Source organism: Robertmurraya sp. GLU-23 (genome assembly GCF_052983275.1).
Genome location: NZ_JBRKCV010000001.1, coordinates 23374 through 47224 on the forward strand (window position 1 = coordinate 23374; position 23851 = coordinate 47224).

Annotated in this window: 24 protein-coding genes; 17 read left to right on the forward strand and 7 right to left on the reverse strand. The window is 38.2% G+C overall.

The genetic code is table 11. The annotated features are described in order from the left end of the window. The first annotated feature begins 22 nt into the window (after positions 1 to 22). The 8 genes from ACVBAX_RS00110 (at position 23) to ACVBAX_RS00145 (ending at position 7017) form a co-directional block, all read left to right on the forward strand. Positions 23 to 718 carry a DUF2953 domain-containing protein gene (locus ACVBAX_RS00110; protein ID WP_447115444.1) on the forward strand — a complete coding sequence of 232 codons (696 nt, stop codon included), beginning with the start codon at positions 23 to 25 and terminating at the stop codon, positions 716 to 718. 12 nt (positions 719 to 730) lie between these two features. Next, a complete protein-coding gene (gene ytfJ / locus ACVBAX_RS00115; RefSeq protein ID WP_447115445.1) occupies positions 731 to 1192 on the forward strand; it encodes a GerW family sporulation protein in 462 nt (153 codons plus the stop codon). Between the two features lie 131 nt (positions 1193 to 1323). Further along, positions 1324 to 1824: a thiol peroxidase gene (gene tpx, locus ACVBAX_RS00120; protein ID WP_430776045.1), complete on the forward strand. Its 501-nt coding sequence runs from the start codon at positions 1324 to 1326 to the stop codon at positions 1822 to 1824. Between the two features lie 112 nt (positions 1825 to 1936). Continuing rightward, the gene (locus tag ACVBAX_RS00125; protein ID WP_447115446.1) at positions 1937 to 2920 is read left to right on the forward strand and encodes a class I SAM-dependent methyltransferase; all 984 of its coding nucleotides are present in this window, start codon (positions 1937 to 1939) and stop codon (positions 2918 to 2920) included. A gap of 222 nt (positions 2921 to 3142) precedes the next feature. After that, entirely contained in the window at positions 3143 to 4330 is a 1188-nt protein-coding gene (locus ACVBAX_RS00130) for an acetate kinase (protein ID WP_447115447.1), read from the forward strand. Positions 4331 to 4436: 106 nt separating this feature from the next. Next, a complete protein-coding gene (locus ACVBAX_RS00135; RefSeq protein WP_447115448.1) occupies positions 4437 to 5279 on the forward strand; it encodes an EcsC family protein in 843 nt (280 codons plus the stop codon). After that, positions 5272 to 5784 carry a MogA/MoaB family molybdenum cofactor biosynthesis protein gene (locus tag ACVBAX_RS00140; protein WP_447115449.1) on the forward strand — a complete coding sequence of 171 codons (513 nt, stop codon included), beginning with the start codon at positions 5272 to 5274 and terminating at the stop codon, positions 5782 to 5784. The genes ACVBAX_RS00135 and ACVBAX_RS00140 overlap by 8 nt, the downstream gene beginning before the upstream one ends. Positions 5785 to 5880: 96 nt before the next feature. Next, a complete protein-coding gene (locus tag ACVBAX_RS00145; RefSeq protein ID WP_447115450.1) occupies positions 5881 to 7017 on the forward strand; it encodes a metallophosphoesterase in 1137 nt (378 codons plus the stop codon). A gap of 29 nt (positions 7018 to 7046) precedes the next feature. On the opposite strand, the gene ACVBAX_RS00150 is transcribed toward ACVBAX_RS00145, so the two are convergent. Beyond that, positions 7047 to 7361 (reverse strand): hypothetical protein, encoded by a 315-nt coding sequence (locus ACVBAX_RS00150; RefSeq protein WP_119709386.1) that lies wholly within the window; start codon positions 7359 to 7361, stop codon positions 7047 to 7049. 211 nt (positions 7362 to 7572) lie between these two features. Between ACVBAX_RS00150 and ACVBAX_RS00155 the strand changes: the two genes are divergently transcribed. Both ACVBAX_RS00155 and argH read left to right on the forward strand, forming a co-directional pair. Next, the gene (locus tag ACVBAX_RS00155) at positions 7573 to 8778 is read left to right on the forward strand and encodes an argininosuccinate synthase (protein WP_430776038.1); all 1206 of its coding nucleotides are present in this window, start codon (positions 7573 to 7575) and stop codon (positions 8776 to 8778) included. Beyond that, complete coding sequence (gene argH, locus ACVBAX_RS00160; protein WP_447115451.1) at positions 8775 to 10169, forward strand: argininosuccinate lyase; 1395 nt, start codon at positions 8775 to 8777, stop codon at positions 10167 to 10169. The genes ACVBAX_RS00155 and argH overlap by 4 nt, the downstream gene beginning before the upstream one ends. 22 nt (positions 10170 to 10191) lie before the next feature. Here argH and ACVBAX_RS00165 read toward each other — a convergent pair whose 3' ends face one another. Continuing rightward, entirely contained in the window at positions 10192 to 10638 is a 447-nt protein-coding gene (locus tag ACVBAX_RS00165; protein ID WP_447115452.1) for a universal stress protein, read from the reverse strand. 112 nt (positions 10639 to 10750) lie between these two features. Here ACVBAX_RS00165 and ACVBAX_RS00170 point away from each other — a divergent pair, with 112 nt between their 5' ends. Next, a complete protein-coding gene (locus ACVBAX_RS00170; RefSeq protein ID WP_447115453.1) occupies positions 10751 to 10921 on the forward strand; it encodes a hypothetical protein in 171 nt (56 codons plus the stop codon). Between the two features lie 43 nt (positions 10922 to 10964). Here the strand turns inward: ACVBAX_RS00170 and ACVBAX_RS00175 are convergent, their stop codons facing one another. Further along, positions 10965 to 13043, reverse strand: a complete 2079-nt coding sequence (locus ACVBAX_RS00175; RefSeq protein WP_447115454.1) for a transglycosylase domain-containing protein — start codon at positions 13041 to 13043, stop codon at positions 10965 to 10967. A 151-nt stretch (positions 13044 to 13194) separates the two neighbouring features. On the opposite strand from ACVBAX_RS00175, the gene ald reads away from it, so the two are divergent. Beyond that, positions 13195 to 14313, forward strand: coding sequence for an alanine dehydrogenase (gene ald / locus ACVBAX_RS00180; RefSeq protein ID WP_447115455.1), 1119 nt, complete (start codon positions 13195 to 13197; stop codon positions 14311 to 14313). 43 nt (positions 14314 to 14356) lie between these two features. On the opposite strand, the gene ACVBAX_RS00185 is transcribed toward ald, so the two are convergent. Beyond that, positions 14357 to 15454: a M24 family metallopeptidase gene (locus ACVBAX_RS00185; protein ID WP_447115456.1), complete on the reverse strand. Its 1098-nt coding sequence runs from the start codon at positions 15452 to 15454 to the stop codon at positions 14357 to 14359. A 116-nt stretch (positions 15455 to 15570) separates the two neighbouring features. On the opposite strand from ACVBAX_RS00185, the gene ACVBAX_RS00190 reads away from it, so the two are divergent. The 3 genes from ACVBAX_RS00190 (at position 15571) to ACVBAX_RS00200 (ending at position 18023) form a co-directional block, all read left to right on the forward strand. Continuing rightward, a complete protein-coding gene (locus tag ACVBAX_RS00190) occupies positions 15571 to 16251 on the forward strand; it encodes a metal-dependent hydrolase (protein ID WP_430776032.1) in 681 nt (226 codons plus the stop codon). A gap of 98 nt (positions 16252 to 16349) precedes the next feature. Continuing rightward, positions 16350 to 16592 carry a hypothetical protein gene (locus ACVBAX_RS00195; protein WP_447115457.1) on the forward strand — a complete coding sequence of 81 codons (243 nt, stop codon included), beginning with the start codon at positions 16350 to 16352 and terminating at the stop codon, positions 16590 to 16592. Between the two features lie 111 nt (positions 16593 to 16703). Continuing rightward, positions 16704 to 18023: a DRTGG domain-containing protein gene (locus tag ACVBAX_RS00200; protein ID WP_447115458.1), complete on the forward strand. Its 1320-nt coding sequence runs from the start codon at positions 16704 to 16706 to the stop codon at positions 18021 to 18023. Positions 18024 to 18061: 38 nt separating this feature from the next. Here ACVBAX_RS00200 and ACVBAX_RS00205 read toward each other — a convergent pair whose 3' ends face one another. Next, positions 18062 to 18370 carry a YtpI family protein gene (locus tag ACVBAX_RS00205; protein ID WP_447115459.1) on the reverse strand — a complete coding sequence of 103 codons (309 nt, stop codon included), beginning with the start codon at positions 18368 to 18370 and terminating at the stop codon, positions 18062 to 18064. A 115-nt stretch (positions 18371 to 18485) separates the two neighbouring features. Between ACVBAX_RS00205 and ACVBAX_RS00210 the strand changes: the two genes are divergently transcribed. After that, complete coding sequence (locus tag ACVBAX_RS00210; RefSeq protein ID WP_430776028.1) at positions 18486 to 19418, forward strand: DHH family phosphoesterase; 933 nt, start codon at positions 18486 to 18488, stop codon at positions 19416 to 19418. Positions 19419 to 19451: 33 nt separating this feature from the next. Here the strand turns inward: ACVBAX_RS00210 and ytrI are convergent, their stop codons facing one another. Both ytrI and ACVBAX_RS00220 read right to left on the reverse strand, forming a co-directional pair. Beyond that, positions 19452 to 19958 (reverse strand): sporulation membrane protein YtrI, encoded by a 507-nt coding sequence (ytrI, locus tag ACVBAX_RS00215; RefSeq protein WP_447115460.1) that lies wholly within the window; start codon positions 19956 to 19958, stop codon positions 19452 to 19454. A gap of 1 nt (position 19959) precedes the next feature. Then, the gene (locus ACVBAX_RS00220; protein WP_430776126.1) at positions 19960 to 20301 is read right to left on the reverse strand and encodes a YtrH family sporulation protein; all 342 of its coding nucleotides are present in this window, start codon (positions 20299 to 20301) and stop codon (positions 19960 to 19962) included. Positions 20302 to 20439: 138 nt separating this feature from the next. Between ACVBAX_RS00220 and dnaE the strand changes: the two genes are divergently transcribed. Beyond that, positions 20440 to 23799 (forward strand): DNA polymerase III subunit alpha, encoded by a 3360-nt coding sequence (gene dnaE, locus ACVBAX_RS00225; protein WP_447115461.1) that lies wholly within the window; start codon positions 20440 to 20442, stop codon positions 23797 to 23799. Positions 23800 to 23851: the final 52 nt, after the last annotated feature.

Genomic DNA, 23851 nt, shown 5'->3' on the forward strand with positions numbered 1-23851 from the left:
TATGCGGAAGGGTGTGAGAGTAATGAAGTGGCTACTTTTAATCCTAATCATACTTTTGCTTTTATTTTTGCTTATCATTTTTTTAAAACTAAAGGTGTATATCCACTTCTATCATGGACAAGACGATGACCATTTGAGAATTAAATTCAAAGCTTTATTTGGTCTTATTCAATACAAACTTGAAATTCCAGTCATTCAAATAGATGATGATTCACCAACTGTTGTTGTAAAAACAAAAAAAGAACCTGGTGCAAAAGAACAAGTGAAGGATGAACAAACAAGTAAATTTTCACCAAAAGAGATTATAGATAGCTTTAAAGATATCGAGGTTTTAATACAGCATGTGGTAGGGTTGCATACAATCATCCGCAAGTTTCTAAAAAAAGTAACGATTAAAGATATAAAATGGGACTCCGTCATTGGTGTTGGAAATGCTGCATATACGGGGATGATTACGGGGGCATGCTGGGCAGCAAAAGGGAGCCTTATTGGCGTTTTGAGTACGTATATGCGAATGAGGAATCTACCGCAAATCACCGTTACCCCTCACTTTCAAATGGCGATATCTCAAACCTCCTTTACATGTATGATTCAATTTCGTATCGGGCATGCTATGTTAGCAGGAATTAAACTGATTAAATTTTGGAAGGGTGGACGGCCTACTTTTAAAACAAAGCCGTTATCTACTTTATCTAATGAAAAATCTAAACCCATATAAGGAGGAGTTTAAATGTCTGAGCATCCAATACAAGGGTTAATGACAACAGCAATGGAAAATCTAAAGGAAATGATTGATGTAAATACAATCATTGGTGATCCAGTTGAAACCCCTGATGGCAGTGTAATCTTAACTGTTTCAAAAGTTGGCTTTGGATTTGCAGCAGGTGGTAGTGAGTTTACACTTGATAATGGAAAGGAAGAAGCTTCAAAGCATCCATTTGGTGGAGGTAGCGGTGGAGGCGTTTCTATTACTCCGATTGCATTCTTAATTGTAAATTCCAAAGAGGTAAAAATGGTTCACCTTGATGAGAGTACACATTTATATGAAAAGATTTTGGATCTGGCTCCTCAAGCAGTGGACAAAATTCAACAAATGATGTCAAAAAATAAGGATCAAGGTCAAAACAGTGGTGATAACCAACAGCCAAATCCGGATGAATATAACGGTCCTAAGCATGATTTGCAAATATAAGATTAGTGGGTTAACTTTCCTGATAGGGAGTTAACTCTTTTTCTTTGAAAAATGAGCGTAATTATTTGCAAAATTAAGTTGGACGGGCTATGATTTTTGTGTACATATACTGGAAAGGGAGGAATTTTTTTATGGCATCAATTACATTTAAGGGGAATCCTGTTACATTATTAGGTCAAGAAGTTAAAGTGGGTGACACAGCACCTGATTTTTCAGTTCTAGCAAATGATTTATCACCAGTTACATTAGCTGATAGCAAAGGTAAAGTTCGTCTTATCAGTGTCGTACCATCTATTGATACAGGAGTATGTGATGCTCAAACTCGTCGTTTTAACGAAGAAGCAGCGAAGTTAGATAATGTACAAATTCTAACGGTTAGCGTTGACTTACCATTCGCACAGAAGCGTTGGTGTGCATCTGCAGGTATCGATAAAGTACAAACCGTTTCTGACCATAGAGATCTTTCTTTTGGAGAAGCATTTGGCGTGGCAATCCAAGAATTACGCCTCCTTGCTCGTGCTGTTTTTGTTATTGACTCTAATGACAAAGTAACATACGTCGAGTATGTAAGTGAAGCAACTGATCATCCAAACTATGAAGCAGCGGTAGAAGCAGCGAAAGCAGCACAATAATCAAGATCAGAAAGCCTCGATCACCTTCGAGGCTTTTTACATCTCTTTAAAATTGCCTTCTTTCCCTATGCTAGATACAATAGAAGATATGAATTTTTCAGGAGGAAGAAATATGACACCTTCTACTTTAGAAGATTTATTTACATTGTTTAATGAGACGGCTTCTATTTTACAGGAGGAGCTAAATTGTACATACCTAGAGGCATTAGCTGAAACGGGTGAAAACCTATTTCAACAATCAGTCTTACAAGAAGAGTTAAGTGAATTAACACTTAAGAGATTAAAGAAAAGCTACGAAGCGTTTCGTCCGGACAAATATTCAGCTGAGGAATTACGTAAGGCGTATCAATTAGCTATATTAAGAGGGATGAAGGAAAGTGTACAACCAAATCATCAGATGACTCCTGATGCTGTAGGAATGTTGGTAGGTTATTTAGTGGATAAGTTTGTCCAATCAACAAATTTCCGATTGCTTGACCCAGCGGTTGGTACTGGGAACTTACTAACGACGGTGATGAATCATCAGGTAAATAAAGAGGTGACTGCGATTGGAGTAGACATAGACGATTTATTGATCCATCTTGCATTCGTAAATGCAAACCTTCAAGAACATCAAATTGAATTGTTCAATCAGGATAGTTTAGAACCGCTATTTATTGATCCTGTGGATGCAGTCGTGGCTGATTTACCAGTTGGCTATTATCCAAATGATGTTCGAGCACAAGAATATCAGTTAAAGTCATCTGAAGGCCATTCATACGCTCATCATCTGTTTATTGAGCAAAGTGTGAAACACACGAAGGATGGCGGATATTTATTTTTTATTATTCCCAATGGTTTATTTGAAAGTGAAGAGGCACCAAAGCTGCATGCTTTCTTAAAGGAACAGGCTCATATCCAAGGAATCCTGCAATTACCAATGACCATGTTTAAAAATAAACAAGCAGCAAAAAGCATTTTAATCCTGCAAAAACTAGGGGGAGACATTAAGCCACCTAAGCAGGTACTTCTTGTCAACATTCCGACACTTTCTAAAGGGCAAGATGTGGAGCGAATGCTCAGAAACATTGATATATGGATAAAAGAGAACAAATAATAAGGAACCGATAGCTGAAAAATTGGCTATCGGTTTTTTGCCTTATTTTCAGAATATAATTACTTTATTCTGTAACCGATACCAAAATTAGCTTGTTCTTGAAATGTATGTGAGGCAGTGATTAAATGGGGAATGGAGAGATAGAAACGAGCGTCTTAGTGCAAAATATATTTGTATTAGCGTATTTTAGAGTTTCTTTAAAAAAGGAGCGGTACTTATAATATGTCAAAGGTAATTGCGATTAACGCAGGAAGTTCATCACTGAAATTTCAATTATTCGAAATGCCGAATGAAGAAGTTATTACAAAAGGGCTAATTGAGCGTATTGGCCTTAAAGATTCAATTTTCACGATTTCTGTAAATGGTGAAAAGGTTGAAGAGGTTACAGATATTCCTGATCATGCTGTTGCAGTTAAAATGCTTTTAAATAAGCTTACTGAATCTGGTATTATTAAGTCACTTGAAGAAATAAATGGTATTGGTCACCGTGTCGTCCATGGTGGGGAAGAATTCAATGACTCTGTTTTAATTACAGATGAAGTATTAAGTAAGATTGAAGCTTTATCAGAGCTAGCACCTCTTCATAACCCTGCTAATATTACTGGAATTCGTGCGTTCCAACAAGTACTTCCAAATGTGCCAGCGGTTGCTGTGTTTGATACAGCCTTCCATCAAACCATGCCAGAAAGCTCTTTCTTATACAGCTTGCCTTACGAGTATTATAAAGATTACGGCATTCGTAAGTATGGTTTCCACGGTACGTCACATAAGTATGTGTCAGAGCGTGCAGCTGAACTTTTAGGTCGTCCACTTGAACAGCTTCGCCTGATTTCTTGTCACTTAGGTAATGGTGCAAGTATTGCAGCGATTGAAGGTGGTAAGTCTATTGATACATCTATGGGCTTCACTCCACTTGCTGGTGTAACAATGGGAACTCGTTCAGGAAATATTGACCCAGCGTTAATTCCTTTCATTATGGAGAAAACAGGAAACAATGCTGACGAAGTATTGGATATCCTTAATAAAAAGAGTGGAATGTTAGGCGTATCCGGATTCTCAAGTGACCTTCGTGATATTGAGTTGGAAGCTGAAAAAGGTAATGAACGTGCGGAATTAGCGTTAGAAGTATTCGGTAACCGAATCCACAAGTATATTGGTTCTTATGCATCACGCATGTATGGTGTTGATGCAATCATCTTTACAGCAGGTATTGGTGAGAACAGCCAAGCAATTCGTGCACGTGTACTTCAGGGCTTAGAGTTTATGGGTGTATATTGGGATCCAGCTCTAAACAAGACGCGTGGAGAAGAAGCGTTTATTAACTATCCGCATTCTCCAGTAAAAGTAATTGTTATCCCAACGAATGAAGAAGTTATGATTGCACGTGATGTTTTAAAATTAGCTCTATAATATTCTAATACACAGGCAAATGCTGATCAGGCATTTGCCTGTTTGCTTTTTTCTCCAAAAACCATGAGTATGCTATACTTAAGCTAGTTAAGAAGGAGGGAAAGCAATGGCTTTAACAAGTCGTGAAAAACAAGTGATGGCCTCGATTAAAGAATGGGAAGAGAGTCTTTACAGCTATTCTCCTAATGATCTTGAAGTAACGTATGATAAATACGTAGAGCGAGTTTTTTCCCTATTACCAGAAGAAACCCAAAAACAGTTTTACATAGCCTTAGATAGCTGGTTATTCCATCTACATGCATTAATACAAGGAAGTCAACTTCAGTTCGACGCAAAAGAACGAATCCTATCAGCTGGAAGAGTATTCGACCAAAGTATTTCGCAAATTGACGATTTGAAACAGTTGAGTATTGATCAACTTCAGTACATTGCTGAACAACAAATTTCGAGACATAGACTTTATTCCTTTGCTCAAGGAGGAATGTCTGGAACTGGTGGGGCTCTTTTATTGGGTGTGGATCTTCCTGCAGTTACCGTGATAAACCTTAGAGTGATTCAACTAATTGCTATGACTTATGGATACGAAGTTAATACTCCATTTGAAATGATGAATTCATTGAAAGTATTTCATGCGGCAACACTTCCAGTCAGAATGCAGGTATATAGCTGGGATGAATTAAAGCAGGATTTCGGGAAACATAGAGAATACTTTTATGAGGGAAAAGAAGAACTTACAGATCTAACATGGATGGAACAACCTCTGAAGCAGATCTTTAAATCAATTGCGATTCTTTTCTTTAAAAATAAGACGCTTCAAGGAATTCCTCTTATATCAATGGCAATTGGGGCAGGAAGCAATTATCAACTAACACGTAAAGTTACGGAGTTTGCTCACTCCTATTACCAATTGCGTTATCTAGAAGAAAAGGAGAATACATACGATGAGTAAGGATGAGCACAAGCAAACTGCACCACGCTCTGTGACATGTAAGATCATTACCGTGAGTGATACAAGAACAGAGGAAACCGATAAAAGTGGTCAGCTCATGATATCCTTATTGAAGGAAAATGGTCATGTAATTGGAGATTATGTGATTGTTAAAGATTCACAAGAGGAAATTACAAGGGAAGTTCTTCAGGGTTGTACCGATGAAAGCGTCGATATTATATTAACAAATGGTGGTACAGGAATTGCGAAACGTGATGTAACGATTGAAACGGTTCAAGCGCTATTTGAGAAAGAAATAAGTGGGTTTGGGGAATTGTTTCGTATGCTTAGCTATACAGAAGACATCGGCTCTGCTGCTATTTTATCTCGAGCGATTGCTGGTGTTATCCAAAATAAAGCGATCTTTTCTACTCCAGGTTCAACAGGGGCAGTAAGACTAGCGATGAATAAGTTGATCTTGCCTGAGCTCGGCCATATTGTGAGGGAATTGAAAAAAGATTTGTAAAAAAGTGAGACATTAGTGCTCACTTTTTTTGGTTAATTGAAGGGCAGTTTGGGAAGAGTAATAAATCAATCACTTCTTACATTAGAAGGTGGGTAGATGAGAAATTTATTCTTTTTCGCTATTTTTGCCTTACTTATTGCATCACCTGCTGAGCAAATGATGGCAATAGAAGAGCCAGTTCCTCCGTCAATCGAGCTACGTATTCTGGAGACGACAGATCTACATAGTTATATGATGGATTATGATTATCGAAACAATCAAGAAACAGTCGAATTCGGATTTGCAAGGACGGCAAGTTTGATTAAAGAAGCAAGAAAGGAAGCAAAAAATGTGCTTCTATTTGATAATGGTGATTTAATTCAAGGAAGTGCATTAGCTGAGCTTGCTTCTAAAACGTATCAATTTGACCAAAGCTTTATCCATCCAGCATTTAAGGCGTTAAATCGTCTCCGATATGACGGGGCAACACTTGGAAATCATGAGTTTAATTTCGGATTAAACTTCTTGCAAACGAGCTTACGGGGAGCTGATTTTCCATATGTGAATGCAAATATTTATGTGGAAGACCATAATTTACACTCATTTGATGATATCAACTATTTTAATCCGTACCTCATATTAGATAAAAGGTTTACAGATACAATGGGGGTTGAGCAAAATATCAAGGTTGGTGTACTGGGGTTAATTACTCCTATTGCAGCAAAGTGGGATGAGGAGCATTTTAAAGGGAAAATAAAAATAAAAAGCATGGTGTCATCAGCTAAGCATTTCATACCGATTATGAAGGGGAAAGGTGCTGATATCATTATTGTTCTAGCTCATGCCGGTCTGGCTGCCGATGAGGGTGTAGTAAACAAAAGAGAAAATAGTGTAATGGCGTTAACTGAAGTGGAAGGAATTGATGCGATTCTATATGGTCATAGCCATTCTCTATTTCCGAACGATGATTATTTTTTACAGCAACAATTTATTAATATTGAAAAAGGGACCATCCATAATACTCCATTAATTCAAGCTGGATATTGGGGGAATCATTTAGGGATGATTGATTTATCAATCAGGAAGGTAAATGATGTGTGGAAGGTAGTAGATTCTCGATCAGAGGTAAGATCGATTTATAAAAAATCAGGAAAAGAAAAGGTGCCTCTTGTCCAGCCTGATGAGGAAATTATTGATGCTTTGAGAAACGATCATTCAAACACGCTTGAGTATATAAAAAATAATAAAGAATAAAAGAGCCTTCAGGCGTCTGAAGGTTCTTTTTAATGGTGAGCTTTCCCACCGATATCCTGATTTGTTCGGTACCATAACCAAAGATCATTAATGATGGAAGCGAGTTCTGCGATTTCGGTATTTAATTGGCATGATTTCTGAAAATCACTTTCATCTGATAAAGAGGCTTGCTTCTTATTAATATGTTCTTCTAGTTCTGCTATTCGATCAGGAATATGTCCCCTTATTTTCTCCCACTCCAACAGAATGCTTTGCTGTGTATGAAAGGTATAATCCTCCCAGTTCTTATGCAAAGTAGGGAGCTTGATACCTAATCTCTCATTTAATTCAAAGTGTTTTTCCATTGAAAGATCCTCCGTTTCATCTAATAACCATTTTACTACAGTCCATTCATGCCTTCCAGAAGGAAGCAGTATAAATAATTTAATAAATTTTTATACATTTTTAAGAATAAGTATTGAAAATAGGGAGAAAACTTGTTACATTTGTATACATATTATTAAAGTATAAAAATATAAATCATTTGAATATTTATTCGATATTAGGAGGATTACCATGTCAGTTCAAAAAGTTGTTCTTGCTTATTCAGGAGGTTTAGATACATCAGTAGCAGTAAAGTGGCTTCAAGATCAAGGGTATGCAGTAGTTGCATGTTGTTTGGATGTAGGAGAAGGTAAAGATTTAGATTTTATTAAAGAGAAAGCATTGCAGGTGGGTGCGGTATCATCGTACGTTATTGATGCAAAAGAAGAATTCGCGCATGAATATGCATTAATTGCACTGCAAGCACAAGCGATGTACGAAGATAAGTATCCTCTTGTATCAGCACTATCTCGTCCTCTAATTGCAAAAAAATTAGTAGAAGTTGCTGAGCAAGAAGGAGCAGTTGCAGTAGCGCATGGTTGTACAGGAAAAGGAAACGACCAAGTTCGTTTTGAAGTATCCATTTCTGCGTTAAACCCTGATTTAAAGGTTCTTGCTCCAGTACGTGAGTGGAGCTGGTCTCGTGAAGAAGAAATTGAGTATGCAAAGAACAACGGAATTCCAATTCCGATTAACTTAGATAGCCCATATTCTATTGACCAAAATCTTTGGGGTAGAGCAGCTGAATGTGGAGTGTTAGAAGATCCTTGGGCAGCACCACCTGAAGGTGCATACGATATTACATTGCCACTTGAGCAAACACCAGATCAAGCGGATGTTGTTGAAATTGAGTTTGTTAGTGGAGTTCCTGTTAGCCTAAACGGGAAAAACTACCCACTTTCAGAGCTTATTTTAGAATTAAATGGATTGGCTGGTAAGCATGGTGTTGGCCGTATCGACCATGTAGAAAACAGACTTGTGGGTATTAAATCTCGTGAAGTGTATGAGTGCCCAGGAGCGATGACGTTATTAAAAGCACATAAAGAGCTTGAAGATTTAACGCTTGTTAAGGAAGTAGCACATTTTAAGCCGGTTATTAGCAAAAAGATTGCTGAAGTGATTTATGATGGACTTTGGTTCTCTCCACTAACTACTGCTTTAAAAGCATTCCTTAAGGAAACGCAAAAGTATGTAACTGGTACCGTTCGTGTGAAGCTATTTAAAGGTCATGCGATTGTTGAGGGAAGAAAGTCAGAGTACTCCTTGTATGATGAAAAATTAGCAACGTATACAGCAGAAGATCAGTTTGATCATCAGTCAGCGGTAGGATTTATTCAGCTATGGGGTCTGCCAACTAAGGTGCAATCTCAAGTGCAACAAAAGAAGGTGACTGTGTGAAAAAGCTTTGGGGAGGACGCTTTACCAAAACAGCAGAGGAATGGGTAGACGAATTTGGAGCCTCGATTTCCTTTGATAAAGAGCTAGTCCTAGAAGATATTCAAGGTAGTTTAGCACATGTAAATATGCTTTCTTCGTGCGGTATTATATCGTACGAGGAAGCAGCACAAATTACAGATGGGCTAAAAGTTTTACAAGAAAAGGCAATCAATGATGAGCTTGAATTCTCAGTAGAATTAGAGGATATTCACTTGAATCTTGAGAGTCAGCTTATTCAATTAATTGGTCCTGTTGGTGGAAAGCTCCACACAGGAAGAAGTAGAAATGACCAAGTGGCAACCGATATGCATTTGTACTTACGAAAGGAAACTTTGCATGTTGTTGAATTGATTGAAGGACTGCAGCAAAGTTTGTTAGTGCAGGCTGAAAAGCATGTGGAAACTGTCATGCCAGGCTATACACACTTACAAAGAGCGCAGCCTATCTCATTTGCTCATCATTTGCTTGCTTATTTTTGGATGCTTGAGCGTGACAAAGAGAGATTCCAAGAAAGTATTAAGAGAATTAATAAATCTCCACTAGGTGCAGGAGCTTTAGCCGGAACGACCTTTCCTATTGATCGTGAACTCACAGCTAGCCTACTAGAGTTTTCGAGTATTTATGAGAATAGTTTAGATGCAGTTAGTGATCGAGATTTTATATTGGAGTTTATGTCTGGAAGCTCTATCTTGATGATGCATTTATCAAGACTTGCTGAGGAGTTTATTTTATGGTCAAGTCAAGAGTTTCGCTTTATTGAGCTTGATGATAGCTTTACAACTGGTTCTAGTATTATGCCGCAAAAGAAAAATCCTGATATGGCTGAGTTAATCCGCGGGAAGACAGGAAGAGTATATGGCAATCTTTTTGGTTTGTTAACGGTTTTAAAGGGTCTGCCGCTTGCTTACAACAAGGATATGCAGGAAGATAAAGAAGGCATGTTCGATACGGTAAAGACCATTACTGGCTCACTGAAGATTTTTGCTGGAATGGTTGAAACCATGAAAGTGAATGTGAACGAAATGGAAGTTGCTACAAAGCAGGACTTCTCTAATGCGACAGAGCTTGCTGATTATTTATCAGGGAAAGGAATTCCGTTCCGTGAAGCTCATGAAATCGTAGGAAAGCTAGTGCTTACATGCGTTCAAAGTCAATGCTATTTAGCTGACTTACCTCTCGAGCAATATAAGGAAGCAAATTCATTATTCGAGAATGATATATATGAAGTGTTAAATCCAGTCACTGCAGTGAAACGTAGAAACTCAGCAGGAGGAACAGGGTTTGCTCAGGTCGAAGAGGCTATACTTAAAGCAAAATCAAAGATAAAGCAAGAAAAGCACGCTAATGATTAAATAGCGTGCTTTTCTACGTTATTTATTCTTTTTCTGTACGTACAACCAAAACATCACAGCGTGCATAACGGGTAATATGTTCGGAAACGCTTCCAATTAAAAATCGTTCTACCGCATTCAATCCTGTTGCTCCACAAATAATTAAATCTACTTCATGTTTTTTCGCTAAGTCTTTGGGAATTTTCACCTTTGGAGAACCATAATCGATCTCGTAGGTTACATGTTGAACGCCTGCATTCAATGCCTGCTCTTTGTAGCTTTCCATAAGCTCCGTAGCAAACTTGTCTGCTCGTTCCGCAATCGTACGGTCATAGGCTTCAACGGTTGCAAAAGTTCGAGTGTCGATGATGTGAGCTAATAAAATAGTTGCATGGTTCCTTTTGGCTACTTCGATTGATTTCTTAAAAGCCCATTCTGCTTCTTTAGAACCGTCCACAGCAACTAATATCTTCTTATACGTAAGACTCATGTTCATCTCCTCCTTTACTTTTATTATACAATACCCATTTCATGTATATCTGTAGCAATTTTTCGAAAAATAAGATAGGCGGGAAAATACACTTTAAAGGAGCTCATAAAAAATGAAAAAGGAAGAGATGAAAGGGCAATCGCATTATATTTACGACCAGCAAGGCGAGAGTAGTGTTAGTGAACAAATTATGGATGCCTATAATAGTGGTGTCATTGATCAGCCTAACGGTCAGTTTGACAATGAAAAGTATGATAGCATGATTGGGAATGAAGCGGAGTAGTAATGAAAAAAGGGAGCCCTTTGGCTTCCTTTTTTAATCAAAACTATTGCTTTAGTTCTTGTAGTCTTTCTTTTAACAATTGTCCGGCTGTTTTTAAGTCTTCTTTCATTTTATCTATCACTTGGCTCCATTTTGAGCTTTCTTCTTTAATTACTTGCTCAATCTTTTCTGCTTTTTCCTTAATTGCTTCTTGCGTTTCTTCTGCGTCTTGTTCGCCTTGCATTCTAGCATTTACAGATTTCACCGTAAAGGGTGTTTGATCCGTATATGGAATGGCCGACTCCATAATTTTCTTGAAGATTGGAACGACTGTATCTGAGCTTGATCCGGATAAATAATGATCTTGGTCGGTCTGATCATAACCAATCCAGATGGCACCCACTAGGTCAGGAGTATATCCGACAAACCATTGGTCCTTTGTTCCATCAACGCCTGAAAAGCTTAGCTGGGTGGAACCTGTTTTCCCAGCAATAGGTGTTCCATTAATCTGTGCAGCGGTACCTGTTCCAGATTCCACAACATTTAAAAGCATGGAGGTCATTTCATTAGCGACTTTTTTGCTTGTTACTTGTACAACCTTTTTTTTATGTTCAACGATTATATTTCCCGTTGGACCTTCTATTTTTGTTATAAGATGATCATCGGCACGTTTCCCCTTATTGGCAAAGGCGGAATAAGCGGCCGCTAATCGGAGCGGAGAGGTTCCTTCGTTCATACCTCCGAGGGCAATCGCTAAATGCTCATCCTCTTCCTGGAGTGCAATGCCAAATTTATTTAACGATTCTATTCCTTTGTTTAATCCTATTTGATCTAGAAGCCAAACGGCTGGGAGATTCAAAGATTCTTGCATCGCAACATACATTGGAACTTCATCTGTATATGTTTTATTATAATTTTCGGGTTGGTAGTCACCAAATGCTTGCTGCTTATCTTCTAACACGGAGGATAAGGTATACCCTTCTTCAAGTGCTGGGGTATAAACAGCTAATGGCTTTAACGTCGATCCTGGCTGTGTCTTTAAATGGGTCGCCCGATTAAATCCACGGAAAACCGATTCTCCACGTCCTCCAACTAGGGCTCTTACCCCACCAGTTGACGGATCTAGAAGTACAGAACCACTTTGAACAATCGCATCGTTCTTGCCTCTAGGAAAATTGTTATTATTCGAATAAATGGTTTCAAGAGAGGATTGAAGGTTTTGGTCCATTTCTGTATAAATCTTGTACCCTCTAGTTAATATTTCTTCCTGTGTTAAGCCATATTTGGATATCGCTTCGTCAAGAACCGCATCTGTATAGGAAGGGTATTTTCGATCTAGAAAGCTGCCGCCACCTTCTTCAAGAACAATCTTTTCATCTATGGCTTGCTTATACTCCTGCTCAGTGATAAATGTATTTTCCTTCATTTCTGCGAGTACAACATCCCTGCGTTCAATAGCTGCATCGTAATTTTGAAATGGATTACGTGCAGAAGGTGCTTGGAGAAGTCCGGCAAGCAACGCGGATTCGCTAATAGTTAATTCAGTAGCACTTTTATTAAAATATTTGGCAGCTGCTTGATCAATTCCCCATGCCCCATGTCCAAAATATACTTGATTCATATACATTTGAAGGATTTCTTCTTTTTCGTACTTTTTTTCAATTTCAAGGGCAAGAAATAATTCTTCAATTTTTCTTTTATATGTTCTCTCAGGGGAGAGTAGGGCATTTTTGGTTAGTTGCTGAGTTAATGTACTACCGCCTCCCGTAATACGACCAGCCAGTAAATTTTTAAAGAATGCTCTAGTAATACCTTTCAGGTCAAAACCATTATGCTCATAAAAGCGGTGATCCTCTATAGCAACAACTGCGTTGCCAACATAATCAGGGAGATCTGAAATCTCCACACCTTTGTTTCGGTTAGTGCTAATCTCTGTAGCCAAATCTCCATCCTTGTCGTAAATAACAGTTGATTGTCTTAATCCTTCCTTTAAGGTTTGTACATTTGCTTGACTAGCGATGAAAGCAAAATAAAGAATCGCAAATAATACAAAAACTAGAAGAAGTAATAATAAAAATTGGATAATATGTGTGTTTCTCCAAAAACGAATGATTGCATTACGAAATGTTTCGAATCGTTCCATTGAATACCTATCCTTTAAAAATGAAATTATGACCATTATAACAGGAAATTATGTCAAAGGATGATAGAAATCTCTTTATTCCTATAATAAAAAAGTGGTATATTTATTATCGGCTTCATGATCACTGATTACATATTTTGGAGGGTAAGGCATGCGTATTGGAGTTCCTAAAGAAATAAAGAACAACGAAAATCGAGTCGCTATGACTCCTGCTGGTGTTATTAATTTAGTGAAGTTTGGGCATGTAGTACATATTGAAACAGGGGCTGGTCTTGGATCAGGTTTTAGTGACGCTGATTATGAGGATGCTGGTGCCATCATTATTGAAAGCGCTTTAGAAGCGTGGTCGATGGATATGGTAATGAAAGTTAAAGAACCACTTCGTGAGGAATATCAGTATTTCCGAGAAGGATTGATTTTATTTACATATTTACATTTAGCTCCAGAGCCAGAATTAACAAAGGCATTAATCGAAAACAAAGTAGTTGGAATTGCCTATGAAACGGTCCAACTTTCCAATGGAAGCCTTCCGCTATTAACTCCAATGAGTGAAGTAGCTGGACGAATGGCGACACAGATTGGTACCCAATTCTTAGAGAAGGTACATGGCGGAAAAGGAATTCTTCTTGCTGGTGTGCCAGGTGTGAGTAGAGGAAAGGTAACCATTATTGGTGGTGGAGTTGCAGGAACAAATGCAGCAAAAATGGCGATTGGACTGGGTGCAAGTGTCACGATTATCGACCTTAGTCCTGACCGACTTCGTCAGCTTGATGACATTTTCGGAAGTGATGTGACGACCCTAATGTCTAACCACTACAATATCGCTGAAGAAGTAAAGAGCTCTGACTTAGTCATTGGTGCTGTGTTAATACCAGGAGCGAAAGCACCTAAGCTTGTAACAGAAGAAATGATTCAGTCTATGTCACAGGGCTCGGTTGTAGTCGATATTGCCATTGACCAAGGTGGGATTTTTGAAACGACGGACCGTATTACCACACATGATAAGCCAACATATGAAAAGCATGGCGTTGTGCATTATGCTGTAGCAAACATGCCAGGCGCAGTACCGCGTACGTCAACGATGGCTTTAACAAATGTAACGGTACCATATGCACTACAAATTGCAAACAAGGGCTACAAAAAAGCTTGTCTTGAAAATGAAGCATTATTAAAAGGAATCAATACCCTTGAAGGGTATGTAACCTATGAAGCTGTGGCAGAAGCTCATGGATTAGAGTATGCAGCTTCTCGTAAACTATTAGAAAAATAGAATACAAGAAAAGCTCCTTGAAAAATGTTCAAGGAGCTTTTCTTTATCTTATTATTTGTAATTTTTTTGGGAATTTTGTTAATATCTCAACCCCATTGGAGGTAACAAGAACGTCATCTTCAATTCTTACACCCGCTACTCCAGGAACGTAAATCCCTGGTTCGATCGTAAAAACCATTCCTTCTTCAAGTAATAGTGTATTCGTTTCTGTGATTGATGGATATTCATGAACACTTATTCCTAGCCCGTGACCGAGTCGGTGAGGAAAATATTCCCCATAACCGGCATTTGAAATAATATTTCTTGCAGTAAGGTCGACCGATTGACAAGTGACACCAGGCTTACTAGCTTCGATAGCTGCGGCTTGAGCTTTTAATACGGTATCATAGATGTCTTTTTGCTTGTCACTAATATCACCTAAAGCAACGGTACGAGTAATATCTGAACAGTATCCGTCAACAATGACTCCTAAATCAAAAAGAACAAGATCGCCTTTTTTCATTTTAGTCAATCCAGGGTTTCCATGAGGAGAAGCTCCATTTTTCCCCGTCAAAACCATGGTAGAAAAAGACATTTCTGAAACACCTTTTTTCTTTAATTCATATTCAATGGCTGCTAATACTTCTAGTTCTGTTTTCCCTTCCGCAATTTCGGAACATCCCACTTCAATTGCGTAATCAGCTAGGGCACACGCCTCACGAATCGTAGAAATTTCACTCTCGCTTTTTACCATCCGTAATTTGCGGAGCTTTTCCTCCGCAGGGAGAAAGGCAGCTTGTGGAAATAGGGAACCAATAAGCTCGTAGCGCTCCACGTTCATATGTTCTTTTTCAATGGCTATTTTTTCTACAGACTTCGTTCGATCGTAACAAAGCTTATGTATCAATGTCCATGGATTTTCGATATCCGTATATCCGATAATATCATATCCCCAGCCTGCCTTCTTTGCATCGTCCTTCTCCATGGAAGGACAAACAAGGAATGGGTCTCCACTTTGGAAAATACCTACACCTAGTAATCTTTCGTGGGGATCACTTAAAAATCCACTTACATAAAACACGCTGTCAGGGTTCGTTAAAAAGCAAAAGTCAATTTGTTCTTGTTTAAGCCATTCTGCTATTGTGTGCAGTTTATCCGTCACAATTATTCCCCCTCTACTATAAATTTAGAGTAACAACATTACTTTTGAAAGTAAACTTATATTGGTAGTAAAATATGGGTATAAGGAAATTGAAAAGTCAAAAGGAGTGTGGAGAAATGAAAATTAGCTTTCATGGACATTCAGTTATTTTAGTTGAGGCAAACGGAACGAGAATTCTTTTTGATCCTTTTATTAATGGAAACCCAGCAACCGATTTAAAAGTAGGGGAAGTAAAAGCAGATGTGATAATTGTAACTCATGGACATAATGATCATCTGGGGGATACCGTTGAACTGGCGAAAAAGAATAATGCGCTAGTAATCGGAACAGCAGAAATGGCAGATTATTTAAGTTCAAAAGGGATACGAACACACGGATTGCATATCGGAGGGGGATTTAGTTTTGAGTTTGGTAGAGTAAAGCTAACCCAAGCATTTCACGGGTCAGGGTACATAAACGAGAAAAATGAAATCGTTTACCTTGGTATGCCTGCAGGTGTCCTTTTAACGATTGACGGAAAGACGATTTACCATGCTGGCGATACAGGACTATTTTCAGATATGAAACTAATTGGAGACAGAAATCAAATTGATGTAGCTTTCCTGCCGATCGGGGACAATTTCACGATGGGACCGGACGATGCAGCTTATGCAGCGGAACTTCTCCAAGCGAAGAAGGTTGTACCTATTCACTTTGATACCTTCCCATTGCTTAAGCAAGATCCACAAGCATTTATTAATATGCTTCCAACAGGAGTTGGAGTCGTGCTTGAAGTAGGTCAGTCAATAGAATTATAGAAAAGGTAGTCGGTGAATCATCATAGATGAATTCATCGACTACTTTTTATTTTTCTGCATACATTTTTACTAATTGGACAAGAAAGGAGCTCTAAAATATGAAAAAAAATCGATACTTATTTTGTTTGCTATCCTGTGGTGTGATGCTTTATTACGGAGTACCGCAATTATCAGCGTATAACGCAGGCTCGGCAGGTGTTTTCTCTGTGGCATGGTTACTATTAGCCATTTTCGTAATCGCCGGTAATTTGTCGGCCATCATGTATGCGCCTAAGAAGAAAGCCGCTACTCAAGCTCAATTATCAAAGAAACAGGTAAGAAAAAAGATGCGAGCCTACTAATTACCTATCAGAAAAGAGAAATCAAATTGTAATCAAGCCCCTTCACGCTTTATAATAAAAGGATAAATACCAAACTAATAGAAAATACAGAATTTATAAAGGGTGAAGGTCTTGGCTACAAAACATGAGCAAATTCTTCAATATATTGATGAACTACCGATAGGTGAAAAAATTTCAGTAAGGCAAATTGCCAAGGCGCTTAATGTGAGTGAAGGAACAGCATATCGTGCCATAAAGGATGCAGAGAATAAAGGGTATGTGAGTACGATTGAACGTGTAGGAACGATTCGAATTGAAAGAAAGAAAAAAGAGAATATTGAAAAGCTAACTTTTGCAGAAGTAGTAAATATTGTTGATGGACAAGTTCTCGGTGGACGTGCGGGTTTACATAAAACGTTAAATAAGTTTGTCATTGGTGCGATGAAGCTTGAACAAATGATGCGTTACACAGGTGCAGGCAATCTACTCATTGTTGGGAACCGGACGAAGGCTCATGAGTATGCATTAAATGCTGGAGCTGCCGTGCTCATCACTGGGGGTTTTGATACAGAGGATGAAGTGAAAAGGTTGGCTGATGACCTTCAGTTGCCTATCATTTCAACTAGCTATGATACCTTTACGGTTGCTGCAATGATAAACCGTGCCATTTACGATCAGTTAATAAAGAAAGAAATTGTTCTTGTTGAAGATATATTAACGTCGATTAACGAGACAATCTATTTAAAAACAACGGATACGATTGAAGATTGGCATGAAAAAAATCGTGAAACCACACATAGTCGTTTTCCAGTAGTCGACCACCAAATGAAGGTGCAAGGGATGGTTACTTCAAAGGACGTGATGGGAATTGCAGATACTACAAGCATTGAAAAAATCATGACAAAAAATCCGATGACTGTTACTGGAAAAACAAGTGTTGCCTCTTGTGCCCATTCGATGGTATGGGAAGGAATCGAGGTCCTTCCAGTTGTTGACGACAATAATCGCTTAGAGGGAATCATTAGCAGACAGGATGTATTAAAGGCTCTACAGATGATTCAACGACAGCCTCAAGTAGGAGAAACGATTGATGACATAGTTACAAATCAGCTAGTTGTCACGAAAGGAAAAACAAAAAACGAGGACGTTCTCCGCTGTGAAGTAAGCCCCCAAATGACTAACTCGATTGGGACGATATCCTATGGTGTTTTCACTACTATTGTGACAGAGGCAGCCAATGGTGTTTTAAGAGGATATAAAAAAGGTGATTTAGTCGTTGAAAATATGACGATTTATTTTCTAAAACCAGTCCAAATGGATAGTGTATTAGAAATTTATCCAAAAGTGCTAGAAGTTGGCCGTAAATTCGGAAAGGTCGATGTGGAAGTATATAACGAAAATGTTTTAGTTGGTAAAGCGATGATGATGTGCCAGCTCATTGATCGACACTAGGAAAAAGGAGTTGTTCTTTAAATGAACAACTCCCGTACTTACATTTGCTTTTTTAATTCAGTTGCTTCCTTTGTTGCAAGAGGAAGGAAATACTTATAAGCTTTTATCCCACCCCAAATATTGTATGCTCCAAGGACGATAAAAACTGCTCCTATGATATATACTACAGTGGATTGAGAGATCATGATACGATTCATTCCAAAGGATGCAATAAATAATCCTAGAGCAATATTGCTTTTTGCGGAAATCCATTTCTTTTCTGCCGGACGGTTGGAACGAAAGAATTGGATTTTATAAAAAATATAAAACATAATAGATATTACAATAATAATGACAAAAATAGGCATATCATTCCTCCAAGCTTCGACATTCTCCCATTATTCTACCTTGTATATAAAATAATTTCTACTTTTTCTCTTTTTGTGTTAAAAAGAGAGTATTAGGAAAAAAAGGAGACCAGCAATGAAAGATCAAATAATTGAAACGATTAAACAGTACGATACCATTATTATCCATCGACATGTTCGTCCAGATCCAGATGCGTATGGATCACAAGGGGGATTGGCAGAAGTTTTAAAGGCTTCTTTCCCGGACAAAACGATTTACACAGTGGGGCAAGAAGAGCGGTCTTTACATTACTTAAGAAGGCTTGATGAAATAAGCGATGATACATATAATGGGGCTCTAGTTATTGTGACAGATACGGCAAATCAAGAGCGTATTTGTGACCAAAGATATCTATCTGGTGACAAATTAATAAAGATAGACCATCATCCAAACGAGGATCCATATGGTGATATTGTGTGGGTAGATACGACTTCTAGCTCAACAAGTGAAATGATTTATGAACTTTATTTGTATGGTCAAGAAAAGGGCTTACAAATGTCAGATCAAGCAGCAAGATTATTGTATGCAGGAATTGTTGGAGATACGGGGAGATTTCTTTACCCAAGTACGAATGATCGCACATTCCAATATGCTGGCGAGTTGATAAAATATAATTTCTCTCGTACAGAAGTGTATGACGGAATGTACGAATTACCAATGAATGTTGTTAAATTGAATGGTTATGTACTTCAAAATTTTGAAATGAACGAAAATGGCGTTGCATCCATGATCCTTCCAAAGGAACTGCTTGCTTCATACGATGTAAGGGCAGCAGATGCCTCCCTACTGGTGAGTGCACTAGGAAGTGTACAAGGAATTAAAGCATGGGCATTCTTTATTGAGGAAAGTGATCAAATTCGTGTTCGCCTTCGGTCAAAAGGTCCAGTTATTAATGGAGTGGCTAAAAAATATAAAGGTGGCGGTCATCCTCTTGCAGCTGGAGCCTCCATCTATTCATGGGATGAAGTACCACATGTCATGAAGGATATTGAAGAAGTATGTAAGTAATAGAAGAGGTAGGAACTCGTTTTCGTTCCTACCTTAATTATTCGCTAATTGCATCTCCAGTTGAATGGACAACGTAGTATAAAATACAATTTCCTTTACTTTTAATTGATATCTTTTATCATTTATTTTGTGTGTCCGATTTTCAATGACCTTTTTCACCCAATCACTACTTTTAAAAGCAGTATCTATATCCATCTTTAATAGTGGGTTGATATCCTCTTTAATGGCCTCTTCCACCTCATAAATGCTAAAGGAATCTAATTCGTATTTTTGATTCACATTAATTTTAATTTTAATATCTTGGACGATTAGAAGTTCTTCGTTTTTCTTATTAAGTTCACGATAGTCATTTTGCCAAATATTTTTTTCCTTTTCTAAATCCTTTACACGTTCTTCTTTCTGCTTTAACTCTTTTGAGTAGGTTTCTTGCCAATCTCCGTAAATATAAAGAAATACACACCAACTGATTACTCCACCTAACGCCATTCCTGCAATAAACTGCTGGACAGCACGAAGTCGGTAGAAAGGCGGGATTCTCATATTAAATATGCTCCTGAGTTAACCAGTTAATGATCGTCGCTCCCGTTTGTGCACCACCCATAGCAGTAAGAATGAGCAGGAATTGTTTAAAGATATCCTTCGTACCTCCATCTAAAAAACCTTTTTCAAAGCTATAGACGGTATCAAATGTTCCGCCTATCGCAGCAATAATTGCCCAAATCCGTATCGAAGTGGATATTCGGTAAATTTCGGTTAGCATTGGTTTACCGGTCAAGAATGCGGATAGCCCACCGATGAGCGCCCCACCTAATAAAACACCTAGAGCTATAAAATAGGCATCTATTAAAATCGATATATACGGTTGTTCGCTCACAAGAATCATCTCCACAAAATATAAGTATTGATACATCATATGGACAAACTCAAAAAAATATGAGCTATCATGAAGCGAACATATTTTCTTTTTTACGTCTATGCCCATATAATAAAAGAAGAATGAAGCAGTTAGGGTGTGATATTTATGTCTTTTGTTCACCTTCAAGTGCAAAGTGCGTTTACTTTATTATCAAGCACAGCTTCCGTTGAACAATTGGTAAAGGGAGCAAAAGAAAAGGGATTTACGATGCTTGCATTAACTGATTTTAATGTCATGCATGGAGCAGTCACCTTTTATAAGCAATGTTTAAAGCATGAGATGAAACCGATCATTGGACTTACAGTGGATGTTAAAAGTGAAATAACTTCCAATAAGGCGCACCCGCTTGTACTTTTAGCGAAAAATCAGGTAGGATTCCAAAACTTAATGAAAATTTCGAGTGTTGTACAAACGAAGTCCAAGGAAGGTATTCCATTAAAATGGCTTAGGCATTATGCAAGAGGATTATTTGCGATTTCTCCTGGCCGTGCGGGAGAAATCGAATCGTATTTAATAGAGAATAATGAAGAAAAAGCAGCACAATGTGTGGAGTTATATAAACATATTTTTGAAGAAGAAAGCTTTTATCTGTCGTTACAAAATCATCACATTCCTACTGAAACAAGTCTTTTAAACAAAGTCATTGCTCTAGGGAACTCTCAATCGGTACAAACAGTTGTCACAAATGATGTTAGATATTTACAACAATCTGATTCATTTGCCCATGAGTGTTTGTTAGCCATAAAAAATGGAGAGAAGTTACAGGATGATGACAGGAAACGTTTGGAGACAGACCAATATTATTTAAAAACGAGCTCAGAAATGGTTGACCTTTTTACAGACTTCCCTGAAGCGCTAGAAAATACTTGGCGAATTGCTGAAGAGTGTAATGTTATGGTAGAGCTACATAAGCAAAAGCTTCCTAAGTACCCAACAATAGAGGGGGAAACGGCAGAAGGATTGTTAGAAAAGCTTTGCATGAAAGGACTTACTGAAAGGTACAGCGATGTAACCGAATCACACACAGATCGATTACGATACGAATTAAGCGTAATAAAGAAAATGAAATTTGCTGATTACTTTTTAATTGTTTGGGATTTTATGAAGTTTTCACGTGAAAAGCATATATTAACTGGTCCAGGTAGAGGTTCGGCAGCAGGATCATTGGTTTCATATGTGTTGTATATTACGGATATTGACCCGTTAAAATACCATCTGTTATTTGAAAGGTTTTTAAATCCAGAACGTATTTCAATGCCTGATATTGATATCGATTTTCCAGACCATCGCCGCGATGAGGTGATAGAATATGTTGCTAATAAGTACGGAGAAGCACATGTGGCTCAAATCGTTACTTTTGGTACGCTAGCAGCGAAAGCGGCCCTTCGTGATGTTGGAAGAGTCTTTGGATTGAATACAAAGGAGCTCGAAGGCCTGTCAAGAACAGTACCTTCGCAACTGGGAATTTCATTAAAAGACGCCTATGCTCAGTCGGAAAGGCTACGTGCATTTGTCAATGAATCTCCTACAAACCAAAGGCTGTTTGAGACCGCAGTAAAGTTAGAGGGACTTCCAAGGCACACTTCCACCCATGCAGCAGGGGTAGTGATTTCTGAAGAACCGCTTGTTAACACTGTCCCCATAAGTGAGGGCAGTCAATCTGTGTATCTGACTCAATATGCGATGGACGTTCTCGAAGAGGTTGGACTTTTAAAAATGGATTTTCTGGGCTTAAGGAATTTAACACTCATAGAATCTATTATTGATATGATAAAAAAGAGGGCAAGGATCAATCTCGATATAAAATCGATCCCTTTGGATGATCAAGAGACGTTTTCCATGTTAAGCCGTGGAGAAACGACGGGAGTGTTCCAATTAGAGTCTGAAGGGATGAGAAACGTATTAAAACGGTTAAAGCCAACAAATTTTGAAGATATTGTTGCGGTAAACGCTCTTTACCGTCCCGGACCTATGGAAAATATTCCGATGTTTATAGATAGAAAGCATGGGAAAGAGCATATCTCGTATTTACATGAAGATTTGCAGCCGATACTTGAAAATACGTATGGAATCATCGTGTATCAAGAACAAATCATGCAAATTGCCTCAACGATGGCGGGCTTTAGCTTAGGTGAGGCCGACTTATTAAGGAGAGCAGTTGGAAAAAAGAAAAAAGAAATTCTGGATAAAGAAAGACAGCATTTTGTTGAAGGAGCAATCACAAAGGGGTATGAGACAAGCATTGCCAATGAGGTATACGATCTTATCGTAAAATTTGCAAACTATGGATTTAATAGGAGCCATGCGGTTGCATACAGTGTGATTGCGTATCAACTTGCATATCTTAAAGCGAAATATCCAGTGTATTTTATGGCTGCGTTATTGTCTTCGGTAATCGGTAATGAATCAAAAATCGCCCAATATATCAAAGAATGTCGAGAAATGGGTATTCAAATTTTGCCACCATCTATTAACAAAAGTGGCTATACCTTCTTAGTGGAAAATCATGCGATTCGATATAGTCTTACCGCCATAAAAGGGATAGGTGTTACTGCTTTAAAAGGTTTGTTCACCGCTAGAAAAAGCAAAAAATTTACGGACCTGTTTGATTTTTGTATTCGAGTGTCAGCTAAATCAGTTAACCGCAAGGCATTAGAAACGCTCATTCATTCGGGTAGCTTCGATGAATTCGGAGAAGACCGTGCGGTGCTGTTGGCTAGCCTTGACGTTGCTTTAGATCATGCACACTTAGTAAATCCGGATGATGCTCAGCAAGGAGATTTATTTTCAGATGATGAGTTTTTCTTGAAACCAAAGTATGTAACCGTTGATCCGATAAGGGCTGAAGATAAATTAAGGCAGGAAAAAGAGGCACTAGGATTATATCTTTCGGACCATCCTGTTTCGATTTATGAAAGAGAAGCAAAGGTGGAACAAGCAACGGCAATTTCCTCTATTTCAAATGAAGGAAGAAATATAAGGGTTTTGGTCTATATTACAGAATTGAAGAAAATCCGTACAAAAAAGGGAGAAACGATGGCTTTCTTGACTGTATCGGATCAAAGTGGTGATATGGAGGCGGTTGTGTTTCCTACTGTTCTTAAAAGATTTTCGATTCTCTTACAACAAGGAAATATTGTGATTTTTGACGGGAAAATCGAAGAACGAAATGGAGCCAAGCAACTCATTATATCATCGGCCAAGGAAGTTGTTAGAGTCGAAGAAGCGGAGGGAGGTAAAAACGTACTATATCTAAAAATACAAAAGCATCAAGAACAAGGTGAATTCTTGCACGCATTAAAGAAATTGTTAAATAGGCATAGTGGCGGTACACCTGTTATTCTTTACTACGAAGAAACGAGGAAAAGTATAAGGCTTGGGAAAGAGGATTATGTGCAACCCACAACGGTACTCTTGAAGGAAATCCAATCGCTGCTAGGTTCAGATAATGTCATTTTGAAATAATTAGCCTTTACATCCTTTTGTATTATGTTATATTGTTGTATTGTTGTAAGTA